Source organism: Pseudomonas sp. MF6396 (genome assembly GCF_002018915.1).
Taxonomy (GTDB): domain Bacteria; phylum Pseudomonadota; class Gammaproteobacteria; order Pseudomonadales; family Pseudomonadaceae; genus Aquipseudomonas; species Aquipseudomonas palmensis.
Genome location: NZ_MVOK01000001.1, coordinates 111700 through 134565 on the forward strand (window position 1 = coordinate 111700; position 22866 = coordinate 134565).

The following is a 22866-nucleotide window of genomic DNA, read 5'->3' on the forward strand; positions in this document are numbered from 1 at the left end:
TTTCCTCAATCCGCCATGTCGGTCTGGCGTTCGACCGGGTCGATCAGTACGGCTTTGCCCTGGCGAACCATCAGGTCGAGAATCTCGTCCTGGCGATCGCCCAGCACCCCGGAGAAACTGATGCCGCTGGACTTGCTCGGGGCCAGCATCGACACCCGGTACAGCTCCACGCTCAGGGGCGAGTCGATCGACAGCGGGCCGCTGCCGTTGGCCGCCAGTTCACCGCCCACCACGATCAACGACACCTTGGTGTCGAACGGGTCCAGGTCGATGTCGCGGTCGGTATCGGACAGGTCCTTGATGTGCCCGTACACGCCCACCAGGCCGTTGGCCATGGCGAGGTTTTCGTACAGGCGGATGTTCACGCTGTTGCGCACGCGGATGCCGTGGCGACGGTTGCTGATGACCTTGTTGCCCCAGATCAGGTTGTCGCCGCTTTCGTACAGGGTGATGCCGTCGGTGTGGTTGCGGTAGATCTCGTTGTAGGCGATCAGGTTGTTGACGCTGTTGCGGTCGATCACCACGCCCGAGAGCTTGTTGTCGTAGCTCTTGTTGTTGATGATCCAGCTGTCGTTGACCTCGCGCGAGACGATGATGCCGTGCTTCTTCTTGGTGCCATGCACGGTGTTGCCGGCGATGATCAGGCGGTGCGAACGGTCGTGGGGGTCGATGCCGTACACGATGTTGTCGCGGTAGGTGTTGTCCTTGACCACGAAGTCGCTGGTCTCGTAGCAGTAGAAGCCGTACCACATGTCGCTGAACTCGGAGCCGATGATCCAGCCGGTGGGTTCGGGGCGGCCCATCTGCTTGGCCATGTTGGGCGTGTACTGCGAAATGCTCACGCCGTAGGACTTGCTCTGGGCATAGCCGAAGCTGGCCATGCGGGTGTTGACGATGTAGGTCTCGGTGCCGCCCCACGAGAGCAGGAACGGGCGAAATTCCTTGGGTGTGCGGAAGGTCGCCGGGCCGTTGTCCTTTTCGCGCCAGCCGGTGACGCGGGTGTGGCTGACGAACAGCTTGCCGTCGTTGACGATGAACGCACCGCCTTCCTGGGACAGGCGCAGTTCCTTGACCTTGGCATCGATCTCGAGCACGCCCTTTTGCCCCACCACGATCGGCAGGCGCGACAGGTATACCCCCGGCGCGGTTTCACGCAGGTACTGGGCCGGCACGTGCTTGCTCAGCTCGGTGAAGTCGACATGCCCGTCATCGACGAAGATCGCCTGCGGGATGCCGTGCTGGCGGGCTACCCATTCGGCCATCTTGTTGTCGCCGCCGATGAACTCCTTGAGGGCGTCTTCCTGCAGCATGCGGCGTACCGTGACCTTGCCCTTGCGTGCACGCTGGATCTTGGCCTGCACCGCTTCGGCGGTGTAGCCGCTGAGGTCGGGCAGGGTCGGCGCCGGGATCTGCAACGGCTCGATCGGCGCGCTGCTGACGGTGTAGGTCTTGGCGTGCTGCAGCTCTTTGGCCGGGCTGGCCACGGGCAGGCCGTTGGCCAGGGCGATGCTGCTGGCCAGCAGCAGGCTGCCGGCGATCAGCGTGTTGAGCGGGTAAAGGTTCATGTCAATGCACTCCAGGCATCAGAAACGCCAGATCACGTCGATGAAGGCGCGGTGCATGTACGAGTCCGCTTCCTTGCCATAGGCGTCGCCTGGCTTGAACACCCCACCGCGAAAGCGCACCAGTGCCGACGGTTCGTCGATCGACTGGCTCAGCGCGGCCGGCAGCAGGCCCTGCTTGAAGTACTTGGTGACCACCAGGTCCATCTCCTGGCCGAGGTCTTTTTCGCCCTGGATCAGCGGGCGGTTGATGCCGTCATCATCGACCACGGCGTTGATGCCGCTGCTGCCGATGTTCTGCTTGCCGTCGACGCGCCAGAACTTGTGGTACACCAGGCTTGCGTCGTAGTCGTCGCGCAGTTGCCAGGAGGTGAACAGGGTGGCGGCCTGCAGGTTGCCCAGCTCGCCACGGAAGGCCTCGCCGAAGCGGTGCACACGCGAGCGGGTGCCGGTGAAGTTGGAGCGGTTGCTCTCAAGGCCGGTCTGTTCGAAGTTGCCCGAGCCGTCGCTGCCACCGCCGCCGCTGCCGCGGGCATAGGCCGCGCCGACCTGCCAGTTGGGGTCCAGGCGCAGGCGGATGCCCAGGTCGGTGGCCCAGGCGTTGACATCGCCGCTCTGCTTTTGCGTGGCCAGCTGGTCGCCGTTGGCCAGGGTGGTGGCGCTCAGGCGATCACGGTCGCCGGTGAGCCAGGTGACGCTGCCCCAGTAGTTGACGGTGTTCTGGTTGCGCCAGTTGTAGGCGTCGCTGTTGGCCTCAAGGCCCAGCCAGGTGAGGTCGCCGTTGCGGGTCTTGTCCAGCGGGTCGAGGGTCTCGCCCGGGTTCTTCAGCTTGCCGTCGTCGTGGGTGTGGTGCGCGCGCAGGCCGACCCAGTGGCCTGGGGTCCATTGCGCGGCCACGTCGCCGTAGACGTGCAGGCGGTCCTTGTCTTCGGGGGCCAGGTCGGTGAGGTCGGTGCGGTACTCGCTGAAACGCTGGGCCACGCCGGCGTTGGCGCGCAGCAGGGTGGTGTCGAAGGTCCAGTTCAGCGCCTCGATGTTGGTGTCGCGCCACATGCCGTCGTCGCTGCGCAGGCGCTGGCGGCCCAGGCGCAGTTGCTCGCCGGGGTAGGCGGTCAGGCCGCTGTAGCCGACCCAGAACTCGCGCATGGCCAGGTAGCTCTTGTCCTGCTCGCGGCCGCTGGCGCGGCGGGTTTCGACCTGGCTGTCGTCGTCGGCCTGGCGCAGGGTGTCGGTGTCGATGGTGTCGGTGGCGGTGACCGCCTGGCCCATGGCGTAGGCGCTCCAGTTGCCGCGCTCGCCATACACCCAGGGGCGCAGGTCCAGGCCCAGGCCGTTGACGTCGCCGCCGGAGCGGGTGCCCAGGTCGCGGTCATCCTCGGACTGGCCGGTGACTTTCACTTCCAGGCCGAAGTTCTTCTCGGCGGTCATCGCGGCCAGGGTCGGGCACGACCAGAGCAGGGCACAGCCCAGGCCCAGGCCGGCCTTCATCCACGGGTTGAGTGTCATAGGGATTCCTCGCCGTCTTGTTCGGTGGTGTCCTGCAGGGCCTGCATGGCCTGGGCGCCGGGGCCCTGACCCATGGCGCCACGGGCCTGGCGCTCCTGTTGCAACAGGCGCTGGGCCTGGGCCTTCTGCGGGGCGGATAGCTGCTGGTCGAGCTCGCCGGCCATCGCCGTCGATTGCTCGCTGGGGTTGGCCTGCGCCAGTTGCGCGAACACCCAGGCGTTGACCAGGTCCTGGCGAATGCCGCGACCTTCGCTGAACAGTTGGGCCAGCGCGTAGTCGGCGCTGAGCTGGCCACCACGGGCGGCGCGCAGCAGGTGATCGACGGCTTTCTGCGGTTCGACCTGGCCCAGATAGCCACGGCGGTAGAGCTGGCCGAGGTAGTAGTGGGCGCTGATTTCGCCGGCATCGGCGGCGGACTGCAGGTGCGTCTCGGCTTTTTTCGCGTCGGCCGGAACGGCCTTGCCTTCGTAGTAGAGGCGGCCCAGCAGCAGCTCGGCGCGCGGTTGTGCGGCCTCGCGGCCCTTGTCGATGTAGGCCAGCAACTGGTCGCTGTCGCCCAGCTCGGGGAAGCTGTAGAGCAGTTGCGCCAGGCTGACCCAGGACGCGGGGTTGCTCGGTGCGACCTGTTCGAGCAGGGCCTGGGCGGTTTTCTCGTCGGTCTGGCCCAGGCTGGGGTCGGCCAGTACGCGGGCCACGCTGTCGACCCGGCTGGCCGGTACCGCACTGCGGGCATAGGCGGCCTTGAGCTGGTCGATCAGCGCGGCCTGTTGTTCGGGCTGGGCGCGCTTCTGGTACACGCTGGCCAGTTCCACATAGCAGATGTCGGTGCTGGCCAGTGCGGCCTTGCAGATACGTTCCACCTCGTCCAGGTGCTGGTCGTAGGTGTTCTGGGTACGGTACAGCAGCACCTGGGCCAGGCCCGCCTCGGGGTAGCCGGCGGCGCGCCATTGGTCGATCTGCTGCTGGGCATCGAGGTCGGGGAAACTCTGCGGGTATTGCAGGTAGAGCATGGCCAGCGGGATCAGGGTGTTGCTTTCGCCGGCGGCGAAGGCCTGCTTGAGCAGGCCCTGGGCCTCGTGGCGCTCGGCCTCGCTGCTGTCGGGCTTGGCCACCAGCAGACGGCCGAGGCGGGCCTGGGCGCGGGGCGAGGTGCGGGCGGCGGCGCGGTAGGTGGCCTCGGCCTGCCTGAGCTTGGCCGGGTCACCGGTTTCGACCTGGATATCGGCCAGGCCTACCTGGGCCTCGCTGTAGCCCAGGTCGGCGAGTTGCTGGTAGTTGCGCTCGGCCAGGGCGGTGTCGCCGCGCTTGAGGGCTTCGTTGGCCAGGCGCTGGTCGGGCAGGCCGGCGCCACCGGCCAGGCTGACGGCCAGGGCCAGTGCACCCATCGGTAGGAGCCGGCCTTGCCGGCGAAGGGGGCTGCACGATTCGCCGGCAAGGCCGGCTCCTACAGGGATCGCGGTGTGTTGGGTAGTCACCGGCATGTCCTCTTCAAAGCCCACGGGCCACGGCCTTGTCGATCAGCCAGTCCATCGACGGGCCCCGGTCGCTGTTGACCGACACCGGGCGCCCGGCCAGCTCGCTGGGCATCGGCGCATCCGGCTTGATCTGCACGCGAATGTCCGAAGACAGGTCGTCGCTGTTCTGGCTGGTGCTGCTGACGATGCGACCCTGGCGCACGTCGTCTTCGCCGGCCACCTGGAAGTTGACGCGGGTGCCGGGTTGCACTTCGTCGAACTGGCGGTAGCTGAAACGGGCCTCGATGATCGGGTTGGTGGTGCGCGGGATCAGCTGGAAGATCACTGCGCCCTTGCTCGCGTATTGCCCGTCATCCACCAGCTGCCTGGCCACCACGCAGTCGCACGGGCTGGTGAGGGTGCCGCTGAGCTGCTTGCCGAACAGTTCCTCGACCCGCGCCGGCTCCAGTTGCTGGTCGTCCAGGTGGCCCTTGAGCAGGTCGAGCATGCTGGTGTTGAACGAGGCCAGCGGCGCGCCCTTGACCACCGGGCCGTCCGCCTTCACCAGGCTCTGCACGGTGCCGTCGCGCGGCATGGTGACGTTGGTGGTGGGGACGCTGACCACCCCGGCCTCGGCATGGCTGACGAAGTACAGGCCGTACACCGACTTGGCGATGAAGCCGAACGCGGCCACGCCAACCACGAACACGCCGAGGCTGAAGGTGACCGCACGCAGGCGGCCGAAGGCGCTCAGGCCGCCGCCGGTGTCCTTCTGCTTGCGCGCCTTGGTGAAGTTGTCGCGTTGCAGGGTGCTGAGCACGTCGCCGATGCTGATCAGCTCGCCCGACAGGTGCGAGGTGATGATGTGGCGCAGGGTGGCGATGTCGCGCTGTTCCAGGTTCTGGAACTGCACGCCGGTACGACCGTCGGCGACGTTGTGCGAGCGCACCTGGAACTCGATGTCGATGGCCAGGCCCAGGTTGTCGACCACGAACTGCAGGCGGCCGCGCACCACTTCGCCGACCTTCAGCGGGTGGCGGGTGTAGAAGCTCAGGCCACCGGCCGAGAGGTCCTCGACCTTGACTTCGAGGGTCTCGCGGTTGGCCCCCAGGTAGCGCAGCTTGGCGGGGATCTTTACCCGGGCGTGCTGACGCTGGGCTTCGGACTCATGCACGACATTGGCATTCACGGCGGTATTCATGGCGATATGTTCCTGTTTATTCCGTAGGGCGGCGGCTCACACGACCATGAACAGCACAGCGACGAAGATGCTGGCTGCCGAGAAGGTCATGGTCCGCGAAGACCAGGTGTTGAACCATTGTTGAAAGCTCGCGAGGTCGCGTTTGAGCGCAGTGGGCTGGCGGGTCCAGGACTGCTTGTCGAGGCGGAAGAACACGTAGATCTTCATGATTGCGCCGACGATCTGGTTGTAATAGAGAATCAGCGGGTAGGCCGGGCCGATGGCATGCCCCGAGCACATCAGCATCAGGGTCAGGATCAGGCGGGTGATGCCGATCCACAGCAGGTACACCAGCAGGAAGGCAGGGCCGAACTTGAGGCTGGCGATCAGCGCCACGGTGAGCCCGAGCAGGCTGGTCCACATCGACACGCGCTGGTCGAACAGCACCACGCTGGTGAACAGGCCGAGGCGGCGAACGCCCAGGCCCAGGGCGCGGGAGTTCTGGCGCAGGTTGTTGCCGTACCAGCGGTACATCAGCTTGCGGCTGGCCTTGATGAAGCTCTTTTCCGGCGGGTGCTCGACCGTGTTGATCGCCGCATCCGGCACGTAGAACGTGTCGTAGCCCAGGCGCATGAGGCTGAACCAGCTGGACTTGTCGTCGCCGGTGAGGAACTTGAAGCGGCCCAGGCGCCAGTGCTGCAGCGAGTCGTTCTCGACGTCCTTGATGAACTCGGGGTTGGTCACCACGGCGGCGCGGAACACCGACATGCGCCCGGTCATGGTCAGCACGCGCTTGGACAGGGCCATCGAGCACATGTTGATGTGGCGCTGGGCAAAGCGCAGCTTGTGCCACTCGCTCATGATGTAGCCGCCGCGCACTTCGCAGAATTCGTTGGTGGTCAGGCCACCGACATTGGGGTAGAGCTTGAACCAGGGCACGGTCTTGGCCACCACGCCTTCGCCGAGCACGGTGTCGCCGTCGATCACCGCGACCACCGCGTTCTCGTCGGGCAGGTGGCGCGAGATGGCGCGAAAGCCGTAGGCCAGGCCGTCACGCTTGCCGGTGCCGGCGATGCGCACGAAGTCCAGGGCCACGCGGTCGGGCGGGTTGAACTTGGCCCACAGGCTTTTCACCAGCAGTTCGTCGCTCATTTCCACCAGCGAGCAGACCACGGTGGTGGGGTAGCCGCAGTCGATTGCCTCGCGGATCACCGAGCTGTACACCTGCGCGGTGGTCAGGGCGTCGATGCGAAAGCTGGTGACCATCAGGTACACGTGCGACGGGTCGGCCGCGCTGCCCAGTTTGCGCACCTTGCGTCGCAGCATCGGGTAGACGATGTAGAGGAACAGCATGCCCCGCACGAAGTGCGTGGCACCCATGGAATAACGCCAGATTCCGACAGCGCCGATGAGGAAGATGAAGTCCTTGGAGTCGGGGTCGAAAACGGTCTTGGGCAAGGCCAGGGCGATCAGCATGAGCAGGCTCACGTAGAACAGCCATCCGGCGACCTGTAGCAGGCCGTGCTTGAGCCTTTGCATGGTGTGCATCCGTAGCGAATGAATGGGAAGGAACTGCACGGGGCTGGGGCGACCCCGTGCAGTGGCTGCTGTTACCAGCAGATGCCTTCGGTGCGGCTGGTGGGGCAGGTCGGCTTGCCCATGAAGCCGACCAGGTCGATGACCTGCTTGCCGGCCGGGGCCTGTTGCGCCAGCGCACGGAACTTCTCGTCGCGGTTACCCAGCACGATCACGTCGGCGTGGTTGATCACCTGCTCGAAGTCGGCGTTGAGCAGGGACGAGACGTGGGGGATCTTCGACTCGATGTAGTCCTTGTTGGCGCCGTGCACGCGGGCGTACTCGACGTTGCTGTCGTAGATGTTGAGCTCGTAGCCCTTGCCGATCAGGCGTTCGGCCAGTTCCACCAGCGGGCTCTCGCGCAGGTCGTCGGTGCCGGCCTTGAAGCTCAGGCCCAGCAGGGCAACCTTGCGCTTGTCGTGGCTTTCGATGATGTCGAAGGCGTTCTGCACCTGGGACTCGTTGCTGGTCATCAGCGAGTTGAGCAGCGGCGCCTTCACGTCCAGGCTGCCGGCGCGGTAGGTGAGGGCGCGCACGTCCTTGGGCAGGCACGAGCCGCCGAAGGCGAAGCCTGGGCGCATGTAGTACTGCGACAGGTTCAGGGCCTTGTCCTGACACACCACTTCCATCACTTCGCGGCCATCGACGCCGCAGGCCTTGGCGATGTTGCCGATCTCGTTGGCGAAGGTGACCTTGGTGGCGTGCCACACGTTGCAGGTGTACTTGATCATCTCGGCCACTTCGATGTCCTTGCGAATGATCGGGGCGTCGAGCTCTTCGTAGAGGGCCTGCAGCACGTCGCCGCTGGCGCGGTCGAGTTCGCCGATGACAGTCATCGGCGGCTGGTCGTAGTCCTTGATCGCGGTGCTTTCGCGCAGGAACTCGGGGTTGACCGCCACGCCGAAGTCGACGCCGGCCTTCTTGCCCGAGCAGTCTTCGAGAATCGGGATCACCACGTTCTTGACGGTGCCCGGCAGTACGGTGCTGCGCACCACGATGGTGTGGCGGCTGCTCTTGTCGCGCAGTACCAGACCGATTTCGCGGCACACCGACTCGATGTATTCCAGGCCCAGGTCGCCGTTCTTCTTGCTCGGCGTACCGACGCAGATCATCGACACGTCGCTGTCGCGAATGGCCTGGGCAAAATCGGTGGTGCCCCGCAGGCGCTGGTTGGCAATGCCTTGCTGCAACAGGGCTTCGAGGCCCGGCTCCACGATGGGGGATTTGCCCTGGTTGATCAGGTCGATCTTGGTCGCCGATACATCCACGCCGATCACTTCATGGCCCCGGGCGGACAGGCAGCCCGCACAGACCGCACCTACATAACCCAAACCAAAGATGCTGATACGCATCGCATTCACCTCATGTGTTTATCATGTCGGCGCACAACTAAGCGCCAGACCGGGTTGGTTGACCAGCAAATTCAGGGTGCACGGAAGTGTCACGGTTAAACCGCTAACTGCCGGCAGGCAAATTAAAATGGAGTGCGAAAAATAAACGGCACTCAAGTTGGCGGCTAATGGCCATTTACATTAGGGGGTGAGCCCTGGACGGTATCCGTCTTTATTGCAGTACCCACTTCGCGTACTGCTGTGCTTGTTATTTCAAGTGGATTAAATCCTTTGAAATCAACCACTAGGACGATTTTTAAGGGTGCTCTCTCCTGGCTTGGACGCGTAATCTTGTCGAACAATTGCGCGGACAAAAAAGTGCTTTCAAAACTTCCTGATACTGTCCATTTGTCATGTACGTCATCTCTCACATCCATCACGAGATAATCCGTACCGGTGGTATGAGCGAGCCTCAAGGGGATAAGTTCCAGGCTCGCCCGAGTCGCCGTGAAGGATTTTTTAATATTTCAACAGTTGACGATACTTTCACTTTGATAGCACACGGCAGTTTCGTCCCGTGTCTGTAGGGCAAACTTGGAGGGGGATGTTTTTATGCCAGCATGAAAAAAAATTTCAGGATATTTCGTCAGAAAACTACGAACGGTCTTATGACGTTTGGCGATATGGCTAGAGGGGGTGGTTTTTTGGCGCCACGGGATTGGCGCTGGCGGGCTGTGAGGACGCCATCGCGAGTCAAGCCCGCGCCCGCAAGGATTCAGGTGATCCCGGGGGGAGCGGGGGAACCCGCGATGCTTTCTACTCGGCCGGGTGGTCGCGCAGGAACACCAGGTTGTCCGGTTTGGACTGCTCGGCACTGTAGTAGTAGCCCTGCACGTCGAACTGCTTGAGCCGCTCGGGGTCGTCGATGCGCTCCTGGGTCACGAAGCGGGTCATCATGCCCCGCGCCTTCTTGGCATAGAAGCTGATGATCTTGTACTGGCCATTCTTGAAGTCGCGAAACTCGGTGTTGATCACCCGCGCCTTCAACGCGCTGCGCTTGACCGCCGAGAAGTACTCGTTGCTGGCCAGGTTCAGCAGCAGGTCGTCGCCTTGCTCGGCCAGCGCCTGGTTCAGCCACTCGCTGATGCGCGTGCCCCAGAAGGCGTAGAGGTCCTTGCCGCGGGCGTTGGCCAGCTTGGTGCCCATCTCCAGCCGGTAGGGCTGCATCAGGTCCAGCGGACGCAGCAGGCCGTACAGCCCCGACAGCATGCGCAGGTGCTGCTGGGCATAGGTGAAGTCGTCTTCGCTCAGGCTCTGTGCATCCAGCCCGGTGTACACGTCGCCCTTGAACGCCAGCAGCGCCTGCTTGGCGTTGGCCGGGGTGAAGTTCGGGGTCCAGCTGCCGAAGCGCGCAGCATTGAGGCCGGCCAGCTTGTCCGAGAGGTGCATCAGGTCGCTGATCTGCTGCGGCGAAAGTTCGCGCAGTTGCAGGATCAGTTCCTGGGAGTCGTCCAGGTATTGCGGCAGGGTGTGCCGCTGGGTAACGGGCGGGGTGTCGTAATCGAGGGTCTTGGCGGGTGAGATCACCGTCAGCATGAGGTCGGCTCCTTGAATCGTGGCGTCGATTCTACGGGCGGGGGGCGCCGATCTCCAGCTATCGCGCCAATAGCCAAGACCCTGGCGGCGCTTGGCGCTATAGTGCGCGGCGAGAAAATGGAGAGTGTGATCGTGCGCATAGCCCTTCTTTTACTGGCCGGCCTGCTGAGCACGCTGGTGCACGCTGCCCCGATCGAGCTGGCCCGGTTCGACCGCAGCGTGTGGCCCGAACAACTCGACAGCCCGGCCCTGTTCGATGTGGCCTCGCGTGCCGAAATCCTCAGCTTTGCCCGCGTGCTGTATGACAGCGAGGCCCTGAGCGAGGCGCAGCTGGCCGAGCGCCTGAACCTTCGCCAGGTCAACCTGGTGACGCTGAATGCGTTGCGTCAGCGCCTGTGGCAGCGGCTGTGGCGCAACTATGACCTGGCCCAGCAGAGCTGCGAGCAGGACGCCTCGTTCTGTTACGCCATCGACAGCCTGCCGGACCTGCGCCAGCAGGCGGGCAAGTTCAGTGTTGCAGACGATTCGTTCTACGCCGGTTGGGCGCAGCCAAGCCGACGTTTTCACGAGTACTACCTGAACGAGCAGTTGCGCAAGGCGGCGCTGTTTACCCAGACCTCCAGCGAGGTGGAGCGGTTTTCCGACCAGGAGCGCGATGGCCAGGCACTCAACGACCGGCTGTTCGTGCTCAGCTTCGATGGCGGCCCCGGGCCGGCTACCGAGGCGCTGACCGACTACCTGCGCCGGCAGAAGCTTGGCGGGCTGTTCTTCGTGGTGGGCAAGAACCTGCAGGCGCGCCGCGACCAGACCTCGGCCGCGGCGCTGCAACAACTGTATGCCGGGCAGTGCGTGGGGCTGCAGGGCTGGCAGTACAGCTCGCATGCGCAGTGGACTGGCTGGCAGGACTCGGTGGTCTCCAGCCGGGCATTGGTACAGAGCAGCCTGCCCGAGGCATTCGTGCCGCTGTTTCGCCCGCCCTACGGGCAGCGCCGCGCTGACAGTGCGGCGTTTTTTGCCGGCCAGCAGCTGCAGGTGATGTTGTGGGATATCGACGCCCAGGACCAGGCCGGGTTGAATGCCGAGCAGTCGGCGCAGCGGGTGCTGAGCCTGATGCTGCTGTGGCGCCGCGGGGTGATCCAGTTTCATGACGGCCAGCCCAGGGCCCAGGCGGCGATCGACTGGTTGCTGCAGCACACGGCCCAGAGCGGGATTGGCTGGGGCGACTGCCGGGAATTCGCCGAAACCCCGTAATCGCTGGGCGCGGCGGCACCCGGCGGAAAAAATCGCCAGGCGTTCATCGGGGTTTGATCATTAACTGTAGTGGTGCTTGCGGCTCACGCCAAGGGCTTGACCGCACAACGAAAAATAAACTTCAAAAAAACGTAAAAACGCTTTTTATCGTCACGGGTTTTGCGGTATCAAGAAGTCAGACCGCCGAACCCTGCAGCACAGGTGGCGTACTAATGGCCCCTCCTTTGTTCGCAGCTTCCCTACCGTAACGACGCGGCCAGGGGGAGACCGGCGGTCACTTCGCGGCGCAGCACCGCCCAGGTATTGCGTCGTCTGGCCCCTACAAAGGTGACCGAGTATGGATGATCAAGGACGTAACGTTTCTTCCAACCAGCCAATCCTTTACGTGCTCGATACCAATGTTCTGATTCACGATCCGAACGCCTTGCTGAATTTCGAGGAACACCACGTCGCGCTGCCGATGACCGTGCTCGAGGAGCTCGACAAACTCAAGACCGGCAAACACACGATCGCCGCCGAATGCCGCCAGGCCATTCGTCTGATCGACCAGACCCTGGGCGATGCCACGCCCGAGGATGTCGAGCAGGGCGTACCGATCCAGCGCGGCAAGAGCGGCCCCAAGGGCTTCCTGTCGATCCTGATGACCCCACGCGCCGAACCCAACCGGCTGCTGCCCGAACACCTCAACGACAACATCATCATCAACCAGTTGCTCGAGCTGCGTAGCCGGCGCAAGGAACTGGACGTGGTGCTGGTGACCAAAGACATCAACATGCGCCTCAAGGCCCGCGCCTGCGGTATCGCCGCCGAGGACTACAGTACCGATCAGCTGGTCGACGACGTTTCGTTGCTGCCCAAGGGCTACCATTCGGTCAGCGGCTCGTTCTGGGACCGTGTCAACAAGGTCGAGACCCGCCAGGAGCGCGGGCGCACCTGGCACCGCGTGCAACTGGCCGACAACCTGCCGGCGGTTCACATCAACGAGTTCATCATCGACGAGCAGGGCTTCGTCGGCTGGGTCAAGGGCATCCGTGACAGCGAGTTGCTGCTGCTCGACCTGCATCAGGAGCCACTGCTGCACCAGGAAGCCTGGGGCCTGAAACCGCGTGATATCCATCAGGGCCTGGCGCTGTTCGCCCTGCTCGACCCCGACATCCACCTGGTCAACCTCACCGGTGCCGCAGGTTCGGGCAAGACCATCCTGGCACTGGCCGCAGCCATCGAGCAGACCATGGTCAGCAAGCGCTACCGGCGCATCATCGCCACCCGCAGCGTGCAGGGGCTGGACCAGGAAATCGGCTTCCTGCCGGGCACCGAAGCGGAAAAAATGGAGCCCTGGCTGGGGGCGATCACCGACAACCTCGAAGCCTTGCACATGGACGACGAGAACACCCATGGCAGCGTCGAGTACATCCTCGAGCGCGTGCCGTTGCAGTTCAAGTCGCTCAACTACATTCGCGGTCGCAGCTTCCAGCAGAGCCTGATCCTGATCGACGAATGCCAGAACCTCACCCCGCACCAGATGAAGACCATCATCACCCGTGCCGGGGCCGGTTCCAAGGTGATCTGCCTGGGCAACCTGGCGCAGATCGACACCCCTTACCTGTCCGCCACCAGCTCGGGCCTGACCTACCTGACCGAGCGCTTCAAGGACTTCCCCAACGGCGTGCACATCACCCTGCAGGGCGTGCCGCGTTCGGTCCTGGCCGAATACGCCGAATCCCACCTGTAACCCCTGCCACCGGGCGGCCTTGCGCCGCCCGGTTTTTTCCGCTGCCTAATGTTGACCCCTGGGTTTACAATCGGTGCTCCTGATCAGGAGTAACCCTGTGCTGACTCATCTCGATTCCCAAGGTCGGGCCAACATGGTCGACGTCACCGACAAAGCCGTCACCTCGCGCGAGGCGGTGGCCGAAGCGCGGGTGCGCATGCTCCCGCAAACCTTGCAGATGATCGTGGCTGGCGGCCACCCCAAGGGCGACGTGTTTGCCGTGGCGCGCATTGCCGGCATCCAGGCGGCAAAGAAGACCAGCGATCTGATCCCGCTGTGCCACCCGTTGATGCTCACCAGCGTCAAGCTCGAGCTGACTGGCGAAGGCGACGACACGGTGCATATCGTGGCGCGCTGCAAGCTGGCCGGGCAGACCGGCGTCGAGATGGAGGCCCTGACGGCCGCCAGTGTGGCGGCGCTGACGATCTACGACATGTGCAAGGCGGTGGACCGGGGCATGACCATCCACAGCGTGCGTGTGCTGGAAAAACTGGGCGGCAAGAGCGGGCACTACCAGGTGGAGGCGCCATGAACATCGACGTGGTGTATTTCGCGCGGTATCGCGAGGCGCTGGGCAGCGACGGCGAACGCCTCGACGGGCTGTTCGACAGCGTCGACGATGTGCGCAAGGCCCTGCTGGCACGCGGGGAGGGGTACGCGATGCTGGGCGAGCAGAACCTGATGTGCGCGCGCAACCAGGAGTTGTGCAGGCTCGAGGAGCCGGTGGCCGACGGCGACGAAGTGGCGTTCTTTCCGCCCGTGACCGGGGGCTGAGGTGGGCGTTCGAGTGCAGGCCGGCGCGTTCGACCCCGGCGCCGAGACCAATGCGATGCACGCGGCCAACGTCGGGGTGGGCGCGGTGGTGTCGTTTGTCGGCTATGTGCGCGACTTCAACGACGGTCGCGAGGTGGCGGGGATGTTCCTGGAGCATTACCCGGGCATGACCGAAAAGGCCCTGGCCAAGATCGTGCTGGAGGCCGAGCAGCGCTGGCCTTTGCTCAAGGTCGAAGTGCTGCACCGTATCGGCGCATTGCAGCCGGGTGAGCCGATCGTGTTCGTGGGGGTAGCCAGTGCGCACCGGCAGGCGGCGTTCCAGGCGTGCGACTTCGTGATGGACTATCTCAAGACCCGCGCGCCGTTCTGGAAGAAGGAGCAGACCGGCGAGGGGCCGCGCTGGGTCGAGGGGCGCCAGAGTGATGCGGACGCGGCGGGGCGTTGGTAGACGCGCCGCCGGCAAGGCTGGCTCCTGCAACGGTGCGGTGCCGCGAATCGGTTGAAAATTAATACACAAAAGTCCAGTATGGAATTATAAGTACAAAATAGTTCCAGGCTGCCTTGTGCCCGCCGCTTTTTCCTCTGTCTTGCAACACACCCCAACAACGAGCGAGAGAGACCGCTGATGAAAACCCCATCCCTGTTGGCCGCGCTGGCGTTGAGCCTGTTTGCCGCCGCCCCGTCGTTCGCCGCTGAAAAGACCCTGCGCATCGGTATCGAAGCCGCCTACCCACCGTTCGCGTTCAAGACCGCCGACGGCGCTATCAGTGGCTTCGACTACGACATCGGCAACGCCCTGTGTGCGCAGATGCAGGTCAAGTGCCAGTGGACCGAACAGGAATACGACGGCCTGATCCCGTCGCTCAAGGTCAAGAAGATCGACGCCGCCCTGTCGTCGATCACCATCACCGAAGACCGCAAGAAGTCGGTGGACTTCACCCACAAGTACTACTTCACCTCCGCACGCCTGGCCATGAAGGTCGGCAGCCAGGTCGATGACGACTTCGCCAACCTCAAGGGCAAGCGCATCGGCGTGCAGCGCGCGACCACCACCGACCGCTATGTGACTGCGGAACTGGTGCCCAAGGGCATCGAGATCGTGCGCTACACCAGCAACGAGGAAATCTTCATGGACCTGGTGGCCGGTCGCCTGGACGGTGTGTTCGCCGACACCATCCCGCTTGAACAGGGCTTCCTGGAGACGCCCAAGGGCAAGGGTTACGGGTTTGTCGGGCCAGAGCTGAAAGACCCCAAGTACGTGGGTGAGGGCGCCGGGATCGCGGTGCGCAAGGGCAACGCCGAACTGGTGGCCCAGCTGAACGCGGCCATCGACGCCATTCGCGCCAATGGCGAGTACCAGAAGATCCAGGCCAAGTACTTCAAGTCCGACATCTACGGCGACTGACCGTCGCCTGCCCGAGGCCTGAGTTCGTTCAGGCCTTGAGCTCCTTGAGGTGCTTGTACACCGTGGCCCGGCCCATGTTCAGCACGTTGGCCACGTAGTTGGCGGCGCTCTTGCCGCGAAACGCACCCTCGGCGTGCAGGGCCAGCACCAGTTCGCGCTTGTGGTCGCGATTCAGGTTGCTCAGTGCCAGCTGGCGCTCGCGCAGCCAGCTGTTGAGAAACGTGTTGATGCGCTCCTGCCAGTCATCGCGAAACAGCGCGTCGGGCTGGGCGATCAGCCGGGTGGGCGAGAGAAACAGGTCCAGCGCCGCCTTGGCGTTTTCGAACATCGAGATGTTCAGGTTGATGCACAGCACGGCCTGCGGCTTGCCCTGGGCGTCGCGCAGCACGGTGCTGAGCGAGCGGATCTTCTGCCCGTCCCAATTGAGCTTTTCGTAGGGGCCGATGTTGGTTTCGTCGGTACCTGCCTCGAACATGTCTTCCAGGGCCGCATCGTCGCCGATCTCGCGCTTGGACAGGTTGTTGGCGATGTAGTCGATCTTCTGGCTGCGCAGGTCGTGCAGCACCACCTCGGCGTGGGGGAAGAACAGCGTGGCGATGGCGTCGGCAATCGCGCGAAAGTTGCTCAGGGCGGGGTCGTGGGGCGGTGTCGGCATGCAGGCGGGCTCCAGGCGGTGTCAGCGCCCTAGGCGAAGGGCGCTGGGAGTGTGCCGCAAACGCGGGCGGGCGTCACCCGTGCAGGCGGTACAGGGCGTTGGCCAGGGCGATGTCTTCCAGGCCCAGGCCGATGGAGCGGAAGAAGGCATGGCGCTGGTAGGTCGGGCGCGGCGCCTGCTCGCTGAGCAACTGGGCCAGGTCGCCGATGATGGCGTCGGCCTGCCAGCCGTGCTGCTCGCTGGCGATGCGCATCTCGCCGGCAGAGCCGGGGGTGGTCAGGCGGTAGTCGCAGTACACGTCCATGTCGGTCAGGCACTCGGGCGGCACTTCGTGGGCGCGTACCGCGTTGGTGCTGATCGAGGTGATCAGGGCCGGCTTGCTCAGCTGGCGCGGGTCGATCACAGGCTTTGCCGACGAGGTGCACAGCATGATCACGTCGGCGTCGTGCAGTGCTGATTGCAGGTCGTCCACCAGGCTCAGGCGTGGGTCGAGTGCACCGAGGGCTTCGCGCTGCTCGGCGCTTTTATCCTTGAGGCCTGGCGAGTGCAGGCGGATGTCCTGCCAGTCGCGCACGCCGCGCACATAGTGCAGGTGGGCCTGGGCGATGGGGCCGCTGCCGATCACGGTCAGGCGCCTGGCGCTGGTGGGGGCCAGGGCGTCGACCGCGACGGCGGTGGTGGCAGCGGTGCGTGCGGTGGTCAGTTCGCCGGCGTCGCACAATAGCAGTGGCTGGCCGCTATCCATGGACATCAGCAATGTCCAGGCGGTGATCAGCGGTGCGCCTTCGCGCACGATGTAGGGCGAGGTCTTGACGCCGTAGACGCGGTCTTCGGCGAGTACCCCGCCGTAGTTGATGAAGTCGCCCCTGCCGGCCGGGAACTCCACCAGCTGTTGCGGCGGCTGCACGGCCTGGCCGGCGGCCAGGTCACGGAACAGCTTGCGCAGGATCTGCGGCACGTCCACCTGCGCGAGCAGTTGGCGGGCCAGGGGCTGGTCGATCACGCGTGGGGTAGACATGCGGCGCTCCATTTGAACTATTTTGTCTATTATGGACAAATAGTTTAATTGCGCCAACCCTATCGCGGGTCGAGCTCGCCCCCACAATCATTACTGTTGTCGCTGTGGGAGCGGGCTTGACCCGCGATGAGCCAGCCCCGGTCAACGCAAAAAAAAACGCAGCCGGCGAGGGCTGCGTTTTCTGTCCATCAATCGACTCAGTGATGCTTGCGCGCCACCGGCTTGAGCAGCTCGGTCGGCGGGGTCTCGCAACTGATCTTGCGCCCCAGCAATGCCTCGATACCCGGCAACTGGTACGAATCGTCCTCACCGGCGAAGCTGATCGACACGCCACTGGTACCCGCACGGCCGGTACGGCCGATACGGTGCACGTAGTCGTCCGGGTCTTCGGGCAGGGTGAAGTTGATCACGTGGCTGATGCCGTCGATGTGGATCCCGCGACCGGCCACATCGGTGGCCACCAGCACGGTGACCCGGCCTTCGCGGAAATTCTCCAGGGTCTTGATGCGCTTGTGCTGCGGCACATCGCCCGACAATTGCGCGGCATTCACGCCGTCACGCACCAGGCGCTCCTCGATACGGCGCACCTCGTCCTTGCGGTTGGCGAACACGATGACCCGCTCCCACTTGTTCTCGGTCACCAGGTTGTACAGCAGCTTGTACTTGTCGGCGCCGGCTACCGCATACACATGCTGCTCGACGGTTTCGCTGGCAACGTTCTCCGGCTCGATCTCGACGATGGCCGGGTCGGTGGTCCACTGTTGCGCCAGGTTCATCACGTCTTCGGTGAAGGTGGCCGAGAACAGCAGCGTCTGGCGCTCGCTCTTGGGCGGGGTCTGGCGGATGATCTGGCGAACCTGCGGGATGAAGCCCATGTCGAGCATGCGGTCGGCTTCGTCCAGCACCAGCACCTCGACCATGTCCAGGTGCGCTTCACCGCGCTGGTTGAAGTCCAGCAGGCGACCCGGGGTGGCCACCAGGATGTCGCAGTGGCGTGCCTCAAGGGCCTTGAGCTGCTTGTCGAAGTCCATGCCACCGACGAACGTCATCACGTTCAGGCCGGTGTACTTGGTCAACTCGGCGGCGTCCTTGGCGATCTGCACCACCAGCTCGCGGGTAGGGGCGATGATCAGCGCCCGCGGCTCGCCCATGTAGCGCTCTTTGGGCGGCGGGGTCTGTTGCAGCTGGCTGATGATCGAGATCAGGAACGCGGCGGTCTTGCCGGTGCCGGTCTGGGCCCGGCCGATCGCATCCTTGCCACGCAGGGTGAAGCCCAGTACTTCGGCCTGGATCGGCGTGCAGTACGGGAAGCCCAGGTCGTGGATGGCATGCATCAGCTCGGGCGAGAGCTTGAAGTCGTGGAAGCGGGTCTTGCCCTCTTGCGGTTCCACCACAAAGTCTTCCAGTTTCCAGGTGCTGGCCTGGGGTTTTGGCTTGCGCTCGCGGCGCGGCTTGGCCTCGACCGGTTTGCTCGCCGGTTGCTCCAGGGGTTTTTCCGCCGGCTTTTCGGCGCGCGCTGGCGCGGCGGCTTCGGTCTGAGCCTTGAGCGGCGCGGCGGGAGCCGGGGCCTTGGGTGCTGCGGGCGGCTGCACGGTAGCAACGCTTTCGGTGGCGAGTTGCTCAACCTCGCTCTTTCCGAACATCTTCTTGAGTGCTTTGAGCACGGTCATCTCATCAATTGGTTAAGGAATGTACGCCGGCCAGTGTAATGCAAGATTCGGGCGCGGCGTAGTGGATTGCTCCGACAACTACAGACAAGGCGTTTTTTAGCGCAGCCGCTCGATCAGCCAGGCGCCGATGTCCTGGATTTCCTCGGGCAGCACGGCGTGTTCCATCGGGTATTCCTTCCACTGCACGGTGACGCCCCAGCTGTTCAGGTACTCGAAGGCGGCACGCCCCATGGACGGGATGACCACCGGGTCGTACACGCCGTGCAGGCACAGCGCCGGAATGCGCTGCTGGCTGGCGCTGAGCACGGTGCTGTCGGTGAAGGTCGGGGCGTAGGTGGAAAGGGCCATTACCCCGCCCAGCGTCTCCTGCCACTTTACATAGGCGGTGTGCAGAACCACTGCACCGCCCTGGGAGAAGCCGGCCAGGATGATGCGCGACAGGGCGACGCCCTTGGCCTGTTCCTGCTTGATAAGGTCGATGACCGCCTGTGCCGAGGCGTCGAGTTGCGCTTCGTCGATGGCGCGTGCACCCGGCGTCAGCGCCTTGATGTCGTACCAGCTGGGCATGGCGTAGCCATTGTTGATGGTGACCGGCTGGGTGGGTGCCTGCGGCATCACGAAGCGCGTGCTCAGCAGCACTTCCTGCAGGGCTTCGGCCACCGGCATGAAGTCGTAGCGGTCGGCGCCCAGGCCATGCAGCCAGATGACACAGGCGTCGGCGGTTTTCTGGGGTTCGAGAATCAGGGGATTGGTCATGACTGCTCCGAAAAAGTGCACGCAGGCCGGGGTGCGTGCTTGAAAAAAGGCATCGCTGGCGTTGCGTGCAAGGCTGTCACAGAACAGTCGGTCGTGCCAATCACCCGCCGCACGCAGTGCTGCGCCGATGCGGCGTCAGGCCGGCGCGGTCAGTCCTCTTCCTTGGGCGCGGGTGCAGGCGGTGGACGCAGGCCGATCTCGGCGATCAGCTTCAGCGGCTTGCCGTTGCGCACCACTTCGATGGCCACCTTGTCGTTGGGCTTGATCCGCGCCACCTGGTTCATCGAGCGCCGGCCATCGCCGGCCGGTTCGCCATTGATGCTCAGAATCACGTCACCCAGCTGCAGGCCGGCCTTCTGCGCCGGCCCGTCGCGGAAGATGCCCGCCACCACGATGCCTGGCCGGCCCTGCATGCCGAACGACTCGGCCAGCTCCTGGCTCAGCGGTTGCACCTCGATGCCCAGCCAGCCGCGAATCACCTGGCCATGCTCGATGATCGACTTCATCACCTCCAGCGCCAGCTTGGTGGGGATGGCGAAGCCGATGCCCTGCGAGCCGCCGGACTTGGAGAAGATCGCGGTGTTGATGCCGGTCAGGTTGCCATTGGCATCCACCAGCGCGCCACCGGAGTTGCCCGGGTTGATGGCCGCGTCGGTCTGGATGAAGTCTTCGTAGTTGTTCAGGCCCAGCTGGTTGCGCCCGGTGGCGCTGATGATGCCCATGGTCACGGTCTGGCCGACGCCGAACGGGTTGCCGATGGCCAGCGCCACATCACCGATGTGGATGTTGTCCGAGCGCCCGATGGTGATCGAGGGCAGGTTCTTGAGGTCGATCTTGAGCACGGCCAGGTCGGTTTCCGGGTCGCTGCCGATCACCCGTGCCAGGGTCTCGCGGCCGTCCTTGAGCGCCACCACGATCTGGTCGGCGCCGGAGGTCACGTGGTTGTTGGTCAGCAGGTAGCCCTCCGGGCTCATGATCACCGCCGAGCCCAGGCTCGATTCCCAGCGCCGCTGCTTGGGCAGGTTGTCACCGAAGAAGCGGCGGAACTGTGGGTCTTCGAACAGCGGGTGCGCGGTCTTGTTGACCACCTTGGTGGTGTACAGGTTGGCCACTGCGGGGGCCGCATTGCTCACCGCATCGGCATACGACACGGGGCCCTGCATCAGCCGCGTGGTCTGCGGCGCCTGCTGCAGGTTGACGTCCTGGCTGGGCAGGCCGACCCATTGGGGAAATTGCTGGATGACCAGCAGGGCGATCAGTACGCCGGTGACCAGTGGCCAGGCAAAGTAACGCAGAGCCTTGAACATGAGATGGATCCTGGGAGGTGGCCAGAGCCGATGCCGCAGTGGGGAGTAGATGAACGCGCGCGATCATACTGCGGCAAGGCCCGTGCAGGAACTGCTAAATCACGTCGAGCCATGACGGTCATGGCGCCGCGCCCCCGGGCAGTTGCCGTCGGTTTCCCCAAAAACGGTCGACGGCTCATAATGGCGGCCATTATACGAGGCCTTGTGCCACGCTGAACCGCTGAATTGAGGAGTCTTTGCATGGCTGTTGCCCTGAGCACCCTGGTCGAGGAAGCCGATCGCTACCTTGGCAGCGCAAAAATCCAGGACTACTGCCCCAACGGCCTGCAGGTCGAGGGCAACCCGCAGGTGTCGCGCATCGTCACCGGCGTCACCGCCAGCCAGGCATTGCTGGACGCTGCGGTCGAGGCGGGCGCCGACCTGGTGCTGGTGCACCACGGCTACTTCTGGAAGGGCGAGAACCCCTGCATCACCGGCATGAAGCAGCGCCGCCTCAAGACCCTGCTCAAACACGACCTGAGCCTGCTGGCCTACCACCTGCCGCTGGACCTGCACCCCGAGGTGGGCAACAACGTGCAGCTGGCGCGCCAGCTGGACATCACCGTCGAGGGCCCGCTGGACCCGGCCAACCCGCGGGTGGTGGGCCTGGTGGGCTCGCTGGCCGAACCGATGTCGGCGCGGGATTTCGCGCGCAAGGTCAGCGACGTGATGGGCCGCGAGCCGCTGCTGATCGAAGGCGACGAGGTCATTCGCCGGGTGGGCTGGTGCACCGGCGGCGGCCAGGGCTACATCGACCAGGCGATTGCCGCAGGGGTCGACCTGTACCTGAGCGGCGAGGCGTCGGAGCAGACTTTCCACAGTGCTCGCGAGAACGGCATCAGCTTCATCGCCGCCGGCCACCACGCCACCGAGCGTTACGGGGTGCAGGCGCTGGGCGATTACCTGGCACGTCGATTCGCTCTGGAACACCTGTTCATCGACTGCCCGAACCCGATCTGAGGCTAAAACGCCAAGGCATATTCTTATACTGTTTCGTTCTAGTAGCCTGCCTAAATAGAATCGGGTGCTGTGATAAAGTGGCCCGCTCGAACACGGCCCGCTGGCCGTCCATAAGATTGATTTTCCGTGAGTAGCCATGGTCGACAAGCTGACGCATTTGAAACAGTTGGAGGCGGAGAGCATCCACATCATTCGTGAGGTGGCCGCCGAGTTCGACAACCCGGTGATGCTGTACTCGATCGGCAAGGATTCGGCCGTGATGCTGCACCTGGCACGCAAGGCCTTCTTCCCGGGCAAGCTGCCGTTTCCGGTGATGCACGTCGACACCCAGTGGAAATTCCAGGAGATGTACAGCTTCCGCGACAAGATGGTCGAGGAAATGGGCCTGGAGCTGATCACCCACGTCAACCCCGATGGCGTTGCCCAGGGCATCAATCCGTTCACCCACGGCAGTGCCAAGCACACCGACATCATGAAGACCGAGGGCCTCAAGCAGGCGCTCGACAAGCACGGCTTCGACGCCGCCTTCGGTGGCGCGCGCCGCGACGAAGAGAAGTCGCGGGCCAAGGAGCGTGTGTACTCGTTCCGTGACAGCAAGCACCGCTGGGACCCGAAGAACCAGCGCCCAGAGCTGTGGAACGTGTACAACGGCAAGGTCAACAAGGGCGAGTCGATTCGCGTGTTCCCGCTGTCGAACTGGACCGAGCTGGATATCTGGCAGTACATCTACCTCGAAGGCATCCCGATCGTGCCGCTGTACTTTGCAGCCGAGCGCGAAGTGATCGAGAAGAACGGCACCCTGATCATGATCGATGACGAGCGCATCCTGGAGCACCTCTCGGATGAAGAGAAGGCTCGCATCGTCAAGAAGAAAGTGCGTTTCCGTACCCTTGGCTGCTACCCGTTGACGGGCGCGGTGGAGTCGCAGGCCCAGAGCCTGACCGACATCATTCAGGAAATGCTCCTGACGCGCACTTCCGAGCGCCAGGGCCGCGTCATCGACCACGATGGCGCAGGTTCCATGGAAGACAAGAAACGTCAGGGCTATTTCTAAGT

The 22866-nt window shown here is 64.1% G+C and carries 20 protein-coding genes; 8 read left to right on the top strand and 12 right to left on the bottom strand.

Features of this window, described 5'->3' with window-relative positions; all coding sequences use genetic code 11:
* Positions 1-5: 5 nt before the first annotated feature.
* From algG to yaaA, 7 genes are all read right to left on the bottom strand, one after another.
* Entirely contained in the window at positions 6-1565 is a 1560-nt protein-coding gene (gene algG / locus MF6396_RS00605; protein ID WP_058540862.1) for a mannuronan 5-epimerase AlgG, read from the bottom strand.
* Between the two features lie 18 nt (positions 1566-1583).
* Positions 1584-3068: an alginate export family protein gene (locus MF6396_RS00610; protein WP_058540863.1), complete on the bottom strand. Its 1485-nt coding sequence runs from the start codon at positions 3066-3068 to the stop codon at positions 1584-1586.
* Positions 3065-4453, bottom strand: coding sequence for an alginate biosynthesis TPR repeat lipoprotein AlgK (gene algK, locus MF6396_RS00615; RefSeq protein WP_193791517.1), 1389 nt, complete (start codon positions 4451-4453; stop codon positions 3065-3067). The genes MF6396_RS00610 and algK overlap by 4 nt, the downstream gene beginning before the upstream one ends.
* 103 nt (positions 4454-4556) lie before the next feature.
* Positions 4557-5723 carry an alginate biosynthesis protein Alg44 gene (locus MF6396_RS00620; protein ID WP_043861005.1) on the bottom strand — a complete coding sequence of 389 codons (1167 nt, stop codon included), beginning with the start codon at positions 5721-5723 and terminating at the stop codon, positions 4557-4559.
* Positions 5724-5759: 36 nt separating this feature from the next.
* Complete coding sequence (gene alg8 / locus MF6396_RS00625) at positions 5760-7250, bottom strand: mannuronan synthase (protein ID WP_370409113.1); 1491 nt, start codon at positions 7248-7250, stop codon at positions 5760-5762.
* A gap of 62 nt (positions 7251-7312) precedes the next feature.
* Positions 7313-8629, bottom strand: coding sequence for a nucleotide sugar dehydrogenase (locus MF6396_RS00630; protein ID WP_043861007.1), 1317 nt, complete (start codon positions 8627-8629; stop codon positions 7313-7315).
* A 795-nt stretch (positions 8630-9424) separates the two neighbouring features.
* Positions 9425-10204, bottom strand: coding sequence for a peroxide stress protein YaaA (gene yaaA, locus MF6396_RS00635; protein WP_043861008.1), 780 nt, complete (start codon positions 10202-10204; stop codon positions 9425-9427).
* A 132-nt stretch (positions 10205-10336) separates the two neighbouring features.
* Here yaaA and MF6396_RS00640 point away from each other — a divergent pair, with 132 nt between their 5' ends.
* From MF6396_RS00640 to MF6396_RS00665, 6 genes are all read left to right on the top strand, one after another.
* Positions 10337-11455, top strand: a complete 1119-nt coding sequence (locus tag MF6396_RS00640) for a polysaccharide deacetylase family protein (protein ID WP_078479564.1) — start codon at positions 10337-10339, stop codon at positions 11453-11455.
* 337 nt (positions 11456-11792) lie between these two features.
* Complete coding sequence (locus MF6396_RS00645; RefSeq protein WP_043861009.1) at positions 11793-13187, top strand: PhoH family protein; 1395 nt, start codon at positions 11793-11795, stop codon at positions 13185-13187.
* A 97-nt stretch (positions 13188-13284) separates the two neighbouring features.
* The gene (gene moaC / locus MF6396_RS00650; protein WP_058540865.1) at positions 13285-13758 is read left to right on the top strand and encodes a cyclic pyranopterin monophosphate synthase MoaC; all 474 of its coding nucleotides are present in this window, start codon (positions 13285-13287) and stop codon (positions 13756-13758) included.
* Positions 13755-14000: a MoaD/ThiS family protein gene (locus tag MF6396_RS00655; RefSeq protein WP_078479511.1), complete on the top strand. Its 246-nt coding sequence runs from the start codon at positions 13755-13757 to the stop codon at positions 13998-14000. Before moaC ends, MF6396_RS00655 begins: the two co-directional genes overlap by 4 nt.
* 1 nt (position 14001) lies before the next feature.
* Entirely contained in the window at positions 14002-14448 is a 447-nt protein-coding gene (gene moaE / locus MF6396_RS00660; RefSeq protein WP_043861012.1) for a molybdopterin synthase catalytic subunit MoaE, read from the top strand.
* A 177-nt stretch (positions 14449-14625) separates the two neighbouring features.
* On the top strand, positions 14626-15405 hold the full coding sequence (locus MF6396_RS00665; protein WP_078479512.1) for an ABC transporter substrate-binding protein: 780 nt from the start codon (positions 14626-14628) through the stop codon (positions 15403-15405).
* A 28-nt stretch (positions 15406-15433) separates the two neighbouring features.
* Here MF6396_RS00665 and MF6396_RS00670 read toward each other — a convergent pair whose 3' ends face one another.
* The 5 genes from MF6396_RS00670 to algW all read right to left on the bottom strand — a co-directional run bounded on the left by MF6396_RS00670 (position 15434) and on the right by algW (position 20811).
* Positions 15434-16060, bottom strand: coding sequence for a helix-turn-helix transcriptional regulator (locus MF6396_RS00670; protein WP_078479513.1), 627 nt, complete (start codon positions 16058-16060; stop codon positions 15434-15436).
* A 73-nt stretch (positions 16061-16133) separates the two neighbouring features.
* Positions 16134-17078 (bottom strand): ornithine cyclodeaminase family protein, encoded by a 945-nt coding sequence (locus MF6396_RS00675; RefSeq protein ID WP_043861015.1) that lies wholly within the window; start codon positions 17076-17078, stop codon positions 16134-16136.
* Between the two features lie 197 nt (positions 17079-17275).
* The gene (gene rhlB / locus MF6396_RS00680) at positions 17276-18742 is read right to left on the bottom strand and encodes an ATP-dependent RNA helicase RhlB (RefSeq protein ID WP_078479565.1); all 1467 of its coding nucleotides are present in this window, start codon (positions 18740-18742) and stop codon (positions 17276-17278) included.
* 102 nt (positions 18743-18844) lie between these two features.
* A complete protein-coding gene (locus MF6396_RS00685) occupies positions 18845-19504 on the bottom strand; it encodes an alpha/beta hydrolase (protein ID WP_043861016.1) in 660 nt (219 codons plus the stop codon).
* A gap of 149 nt (positions 19505-19653) precedes the next feature.
* Positions 19654-20811 carry a Do family serine endopeptidase AlgW gene (gene algW, locus MF6396_RS00690; protein WP_043861017.1) on the bottom strand — a complete coding sequence of 386 codons (1158 nt, stop codon included), beginning with the start codon at positions 20809-20811 and terminating at the stop codon, positions 19654-19656.
* 240 nt (positions 20812-21051) lie between these two features.
* Between algW and MF6396_RS00695 the strand changes: the two genes are divergently transcribed.
* Together MF6396_RS00695 and cysD are read left to right on the top strand one after the other, a co-directional pair.
* Positions 21052-21810 carry a Nif3-like dinuclear metal center hexameric protein gene (locus tag MF6396_RS00695; protein ID WP_043861018.1) on the top strand — a complete coding sequence of 253 codons (759 nt, stop codon included), beginning with the start codon at positions 21052-21054 and terminating at the stop codon, positions 21808-21810.
* A 136-nt stretch (positions 21811-21946) separates the two neighbouring features.
* Entirely contained in the window at positions 21947-22864 is a 918-nt protein-coding gene (gene cysD / locus MF6396_RS00700; RefSeq protein ID WP_054914845.1) for a sulfate adenylyltransferase subunit CysD, read from the top strand.
* The last annotated feature ends 2 nt before the right edge of the window (positions 22865-22866 follow it).

Bases quoted from the DNA above. Each gene is read 5' to 3' on its own strand.
- algG (WP_058540862.1), bottom strand. From the start codon at position 1,565: ATGAACCTTTACCCGCTCAACACGCTGATCGCCGGCAGCCTGCTGCTG.
- MF6396_RS00610 (WP_058540863.1), bottom strand. From the start codon at position 3,068: ATGACACTCAACCCGTGGATGAAGGCCGGCCTGGGCCTGGGCTGTGCC.
- algK (WP_193791517.1), bottom strand. From the start codon at position 4,453: ATGGGTGCACTGGCCCTGGCCGTCAGCCTGGCCGGTGGCGCCGGCCTG.
- MF6396_RS00620 (WP_043861005.1), bottom strand. From the start codon at position 5,723: ATGAATACCGCCGTGAATGCCAATGTCGTGCATGAGTCCGAAGCCCAG.
- alg8 (WP_370409113.1), bottom strand. From the start codon at position 7,250: ATGCACACCATGCAAAGGCTCAAGCACGGCCTGCTACAGGTCGCCGGA.
- MF6396_RS00630 (WP_043861007.1), bottom strand. From the start codon at position 8,629: ATGCGTATCAGCATCTTTGGTTTGGGTTATGTAGGTGCGGTCTGTGCG.
- yaaA (WP_043861008.1), bottom strand. From the start codon at position 10,204: ATGCTGACGGTGATCTCACCCGCCAAGACCCTCGATTACGACACCCCG.
- MF6396_RS00645 (WP_043861009.1), top strand. From the start codon at position 11,793: ATGGATGATCAAGGACGTAACGTTTCTTCCAACCAGCCAATCCTTTAC.
- MF6396_RS00655 (WP_078479511.1), top strand. From the start codon at position 13,755: ATGAACATCGACGTGGTGTATTTCGCGCGGTATCGCGAGGCGCTGGGC.
- MF6396_RS00665 (WP_078479512.1), top strand. From the start codon at position 14,626: ATGAAAACCCCATCCCTGTTGGCCGCGCTGGCGTTGAGCCTGTTTGCC.
- MF6396_RS00670 (WP_078479513.1), bottom strand. From the start codon at position 16,060: ATGCCGACACCGCCCCACGACCCCGCCCTGAGCAACTTTCGCGCGATT.
- MF6396_RS00675 (WP_043861015.1), bottom strand. From the start codon at position 17,078: ATGTCTACCCCACGCGTGATCGACCAGCCCCTGGCCCGCCAACTGCTC.
- MF6396_RS00685 (WP_043861016.1), bottom strand. From the start codon at position 19,504: ATGACCAATCCCCTGATTCTCGAACCCCAGAAAACCGCCGACGCCTGT.
- algW (WP_043861017.1), bottom strand. From the start codon at position 20,811: ATGTTCAAGGCTCTGCGTTACTTTGCCTGGCCACTGGTCACCGGCGTA.
- MF6396_RS00695 (WP_043861018.1), top strand. From the start codon at position 21,052: ATGGCTGTTGCCCTGAGCACCCTGGTCGAGGAAGCCGATCGCTACCTT.
- cysD (WP_054914845.1), top strand. From the start codon at position 21,947: ATGGTCGACAAGCTGACGCATTTGAAACAGTTGGAGGCGGAGAGCATC.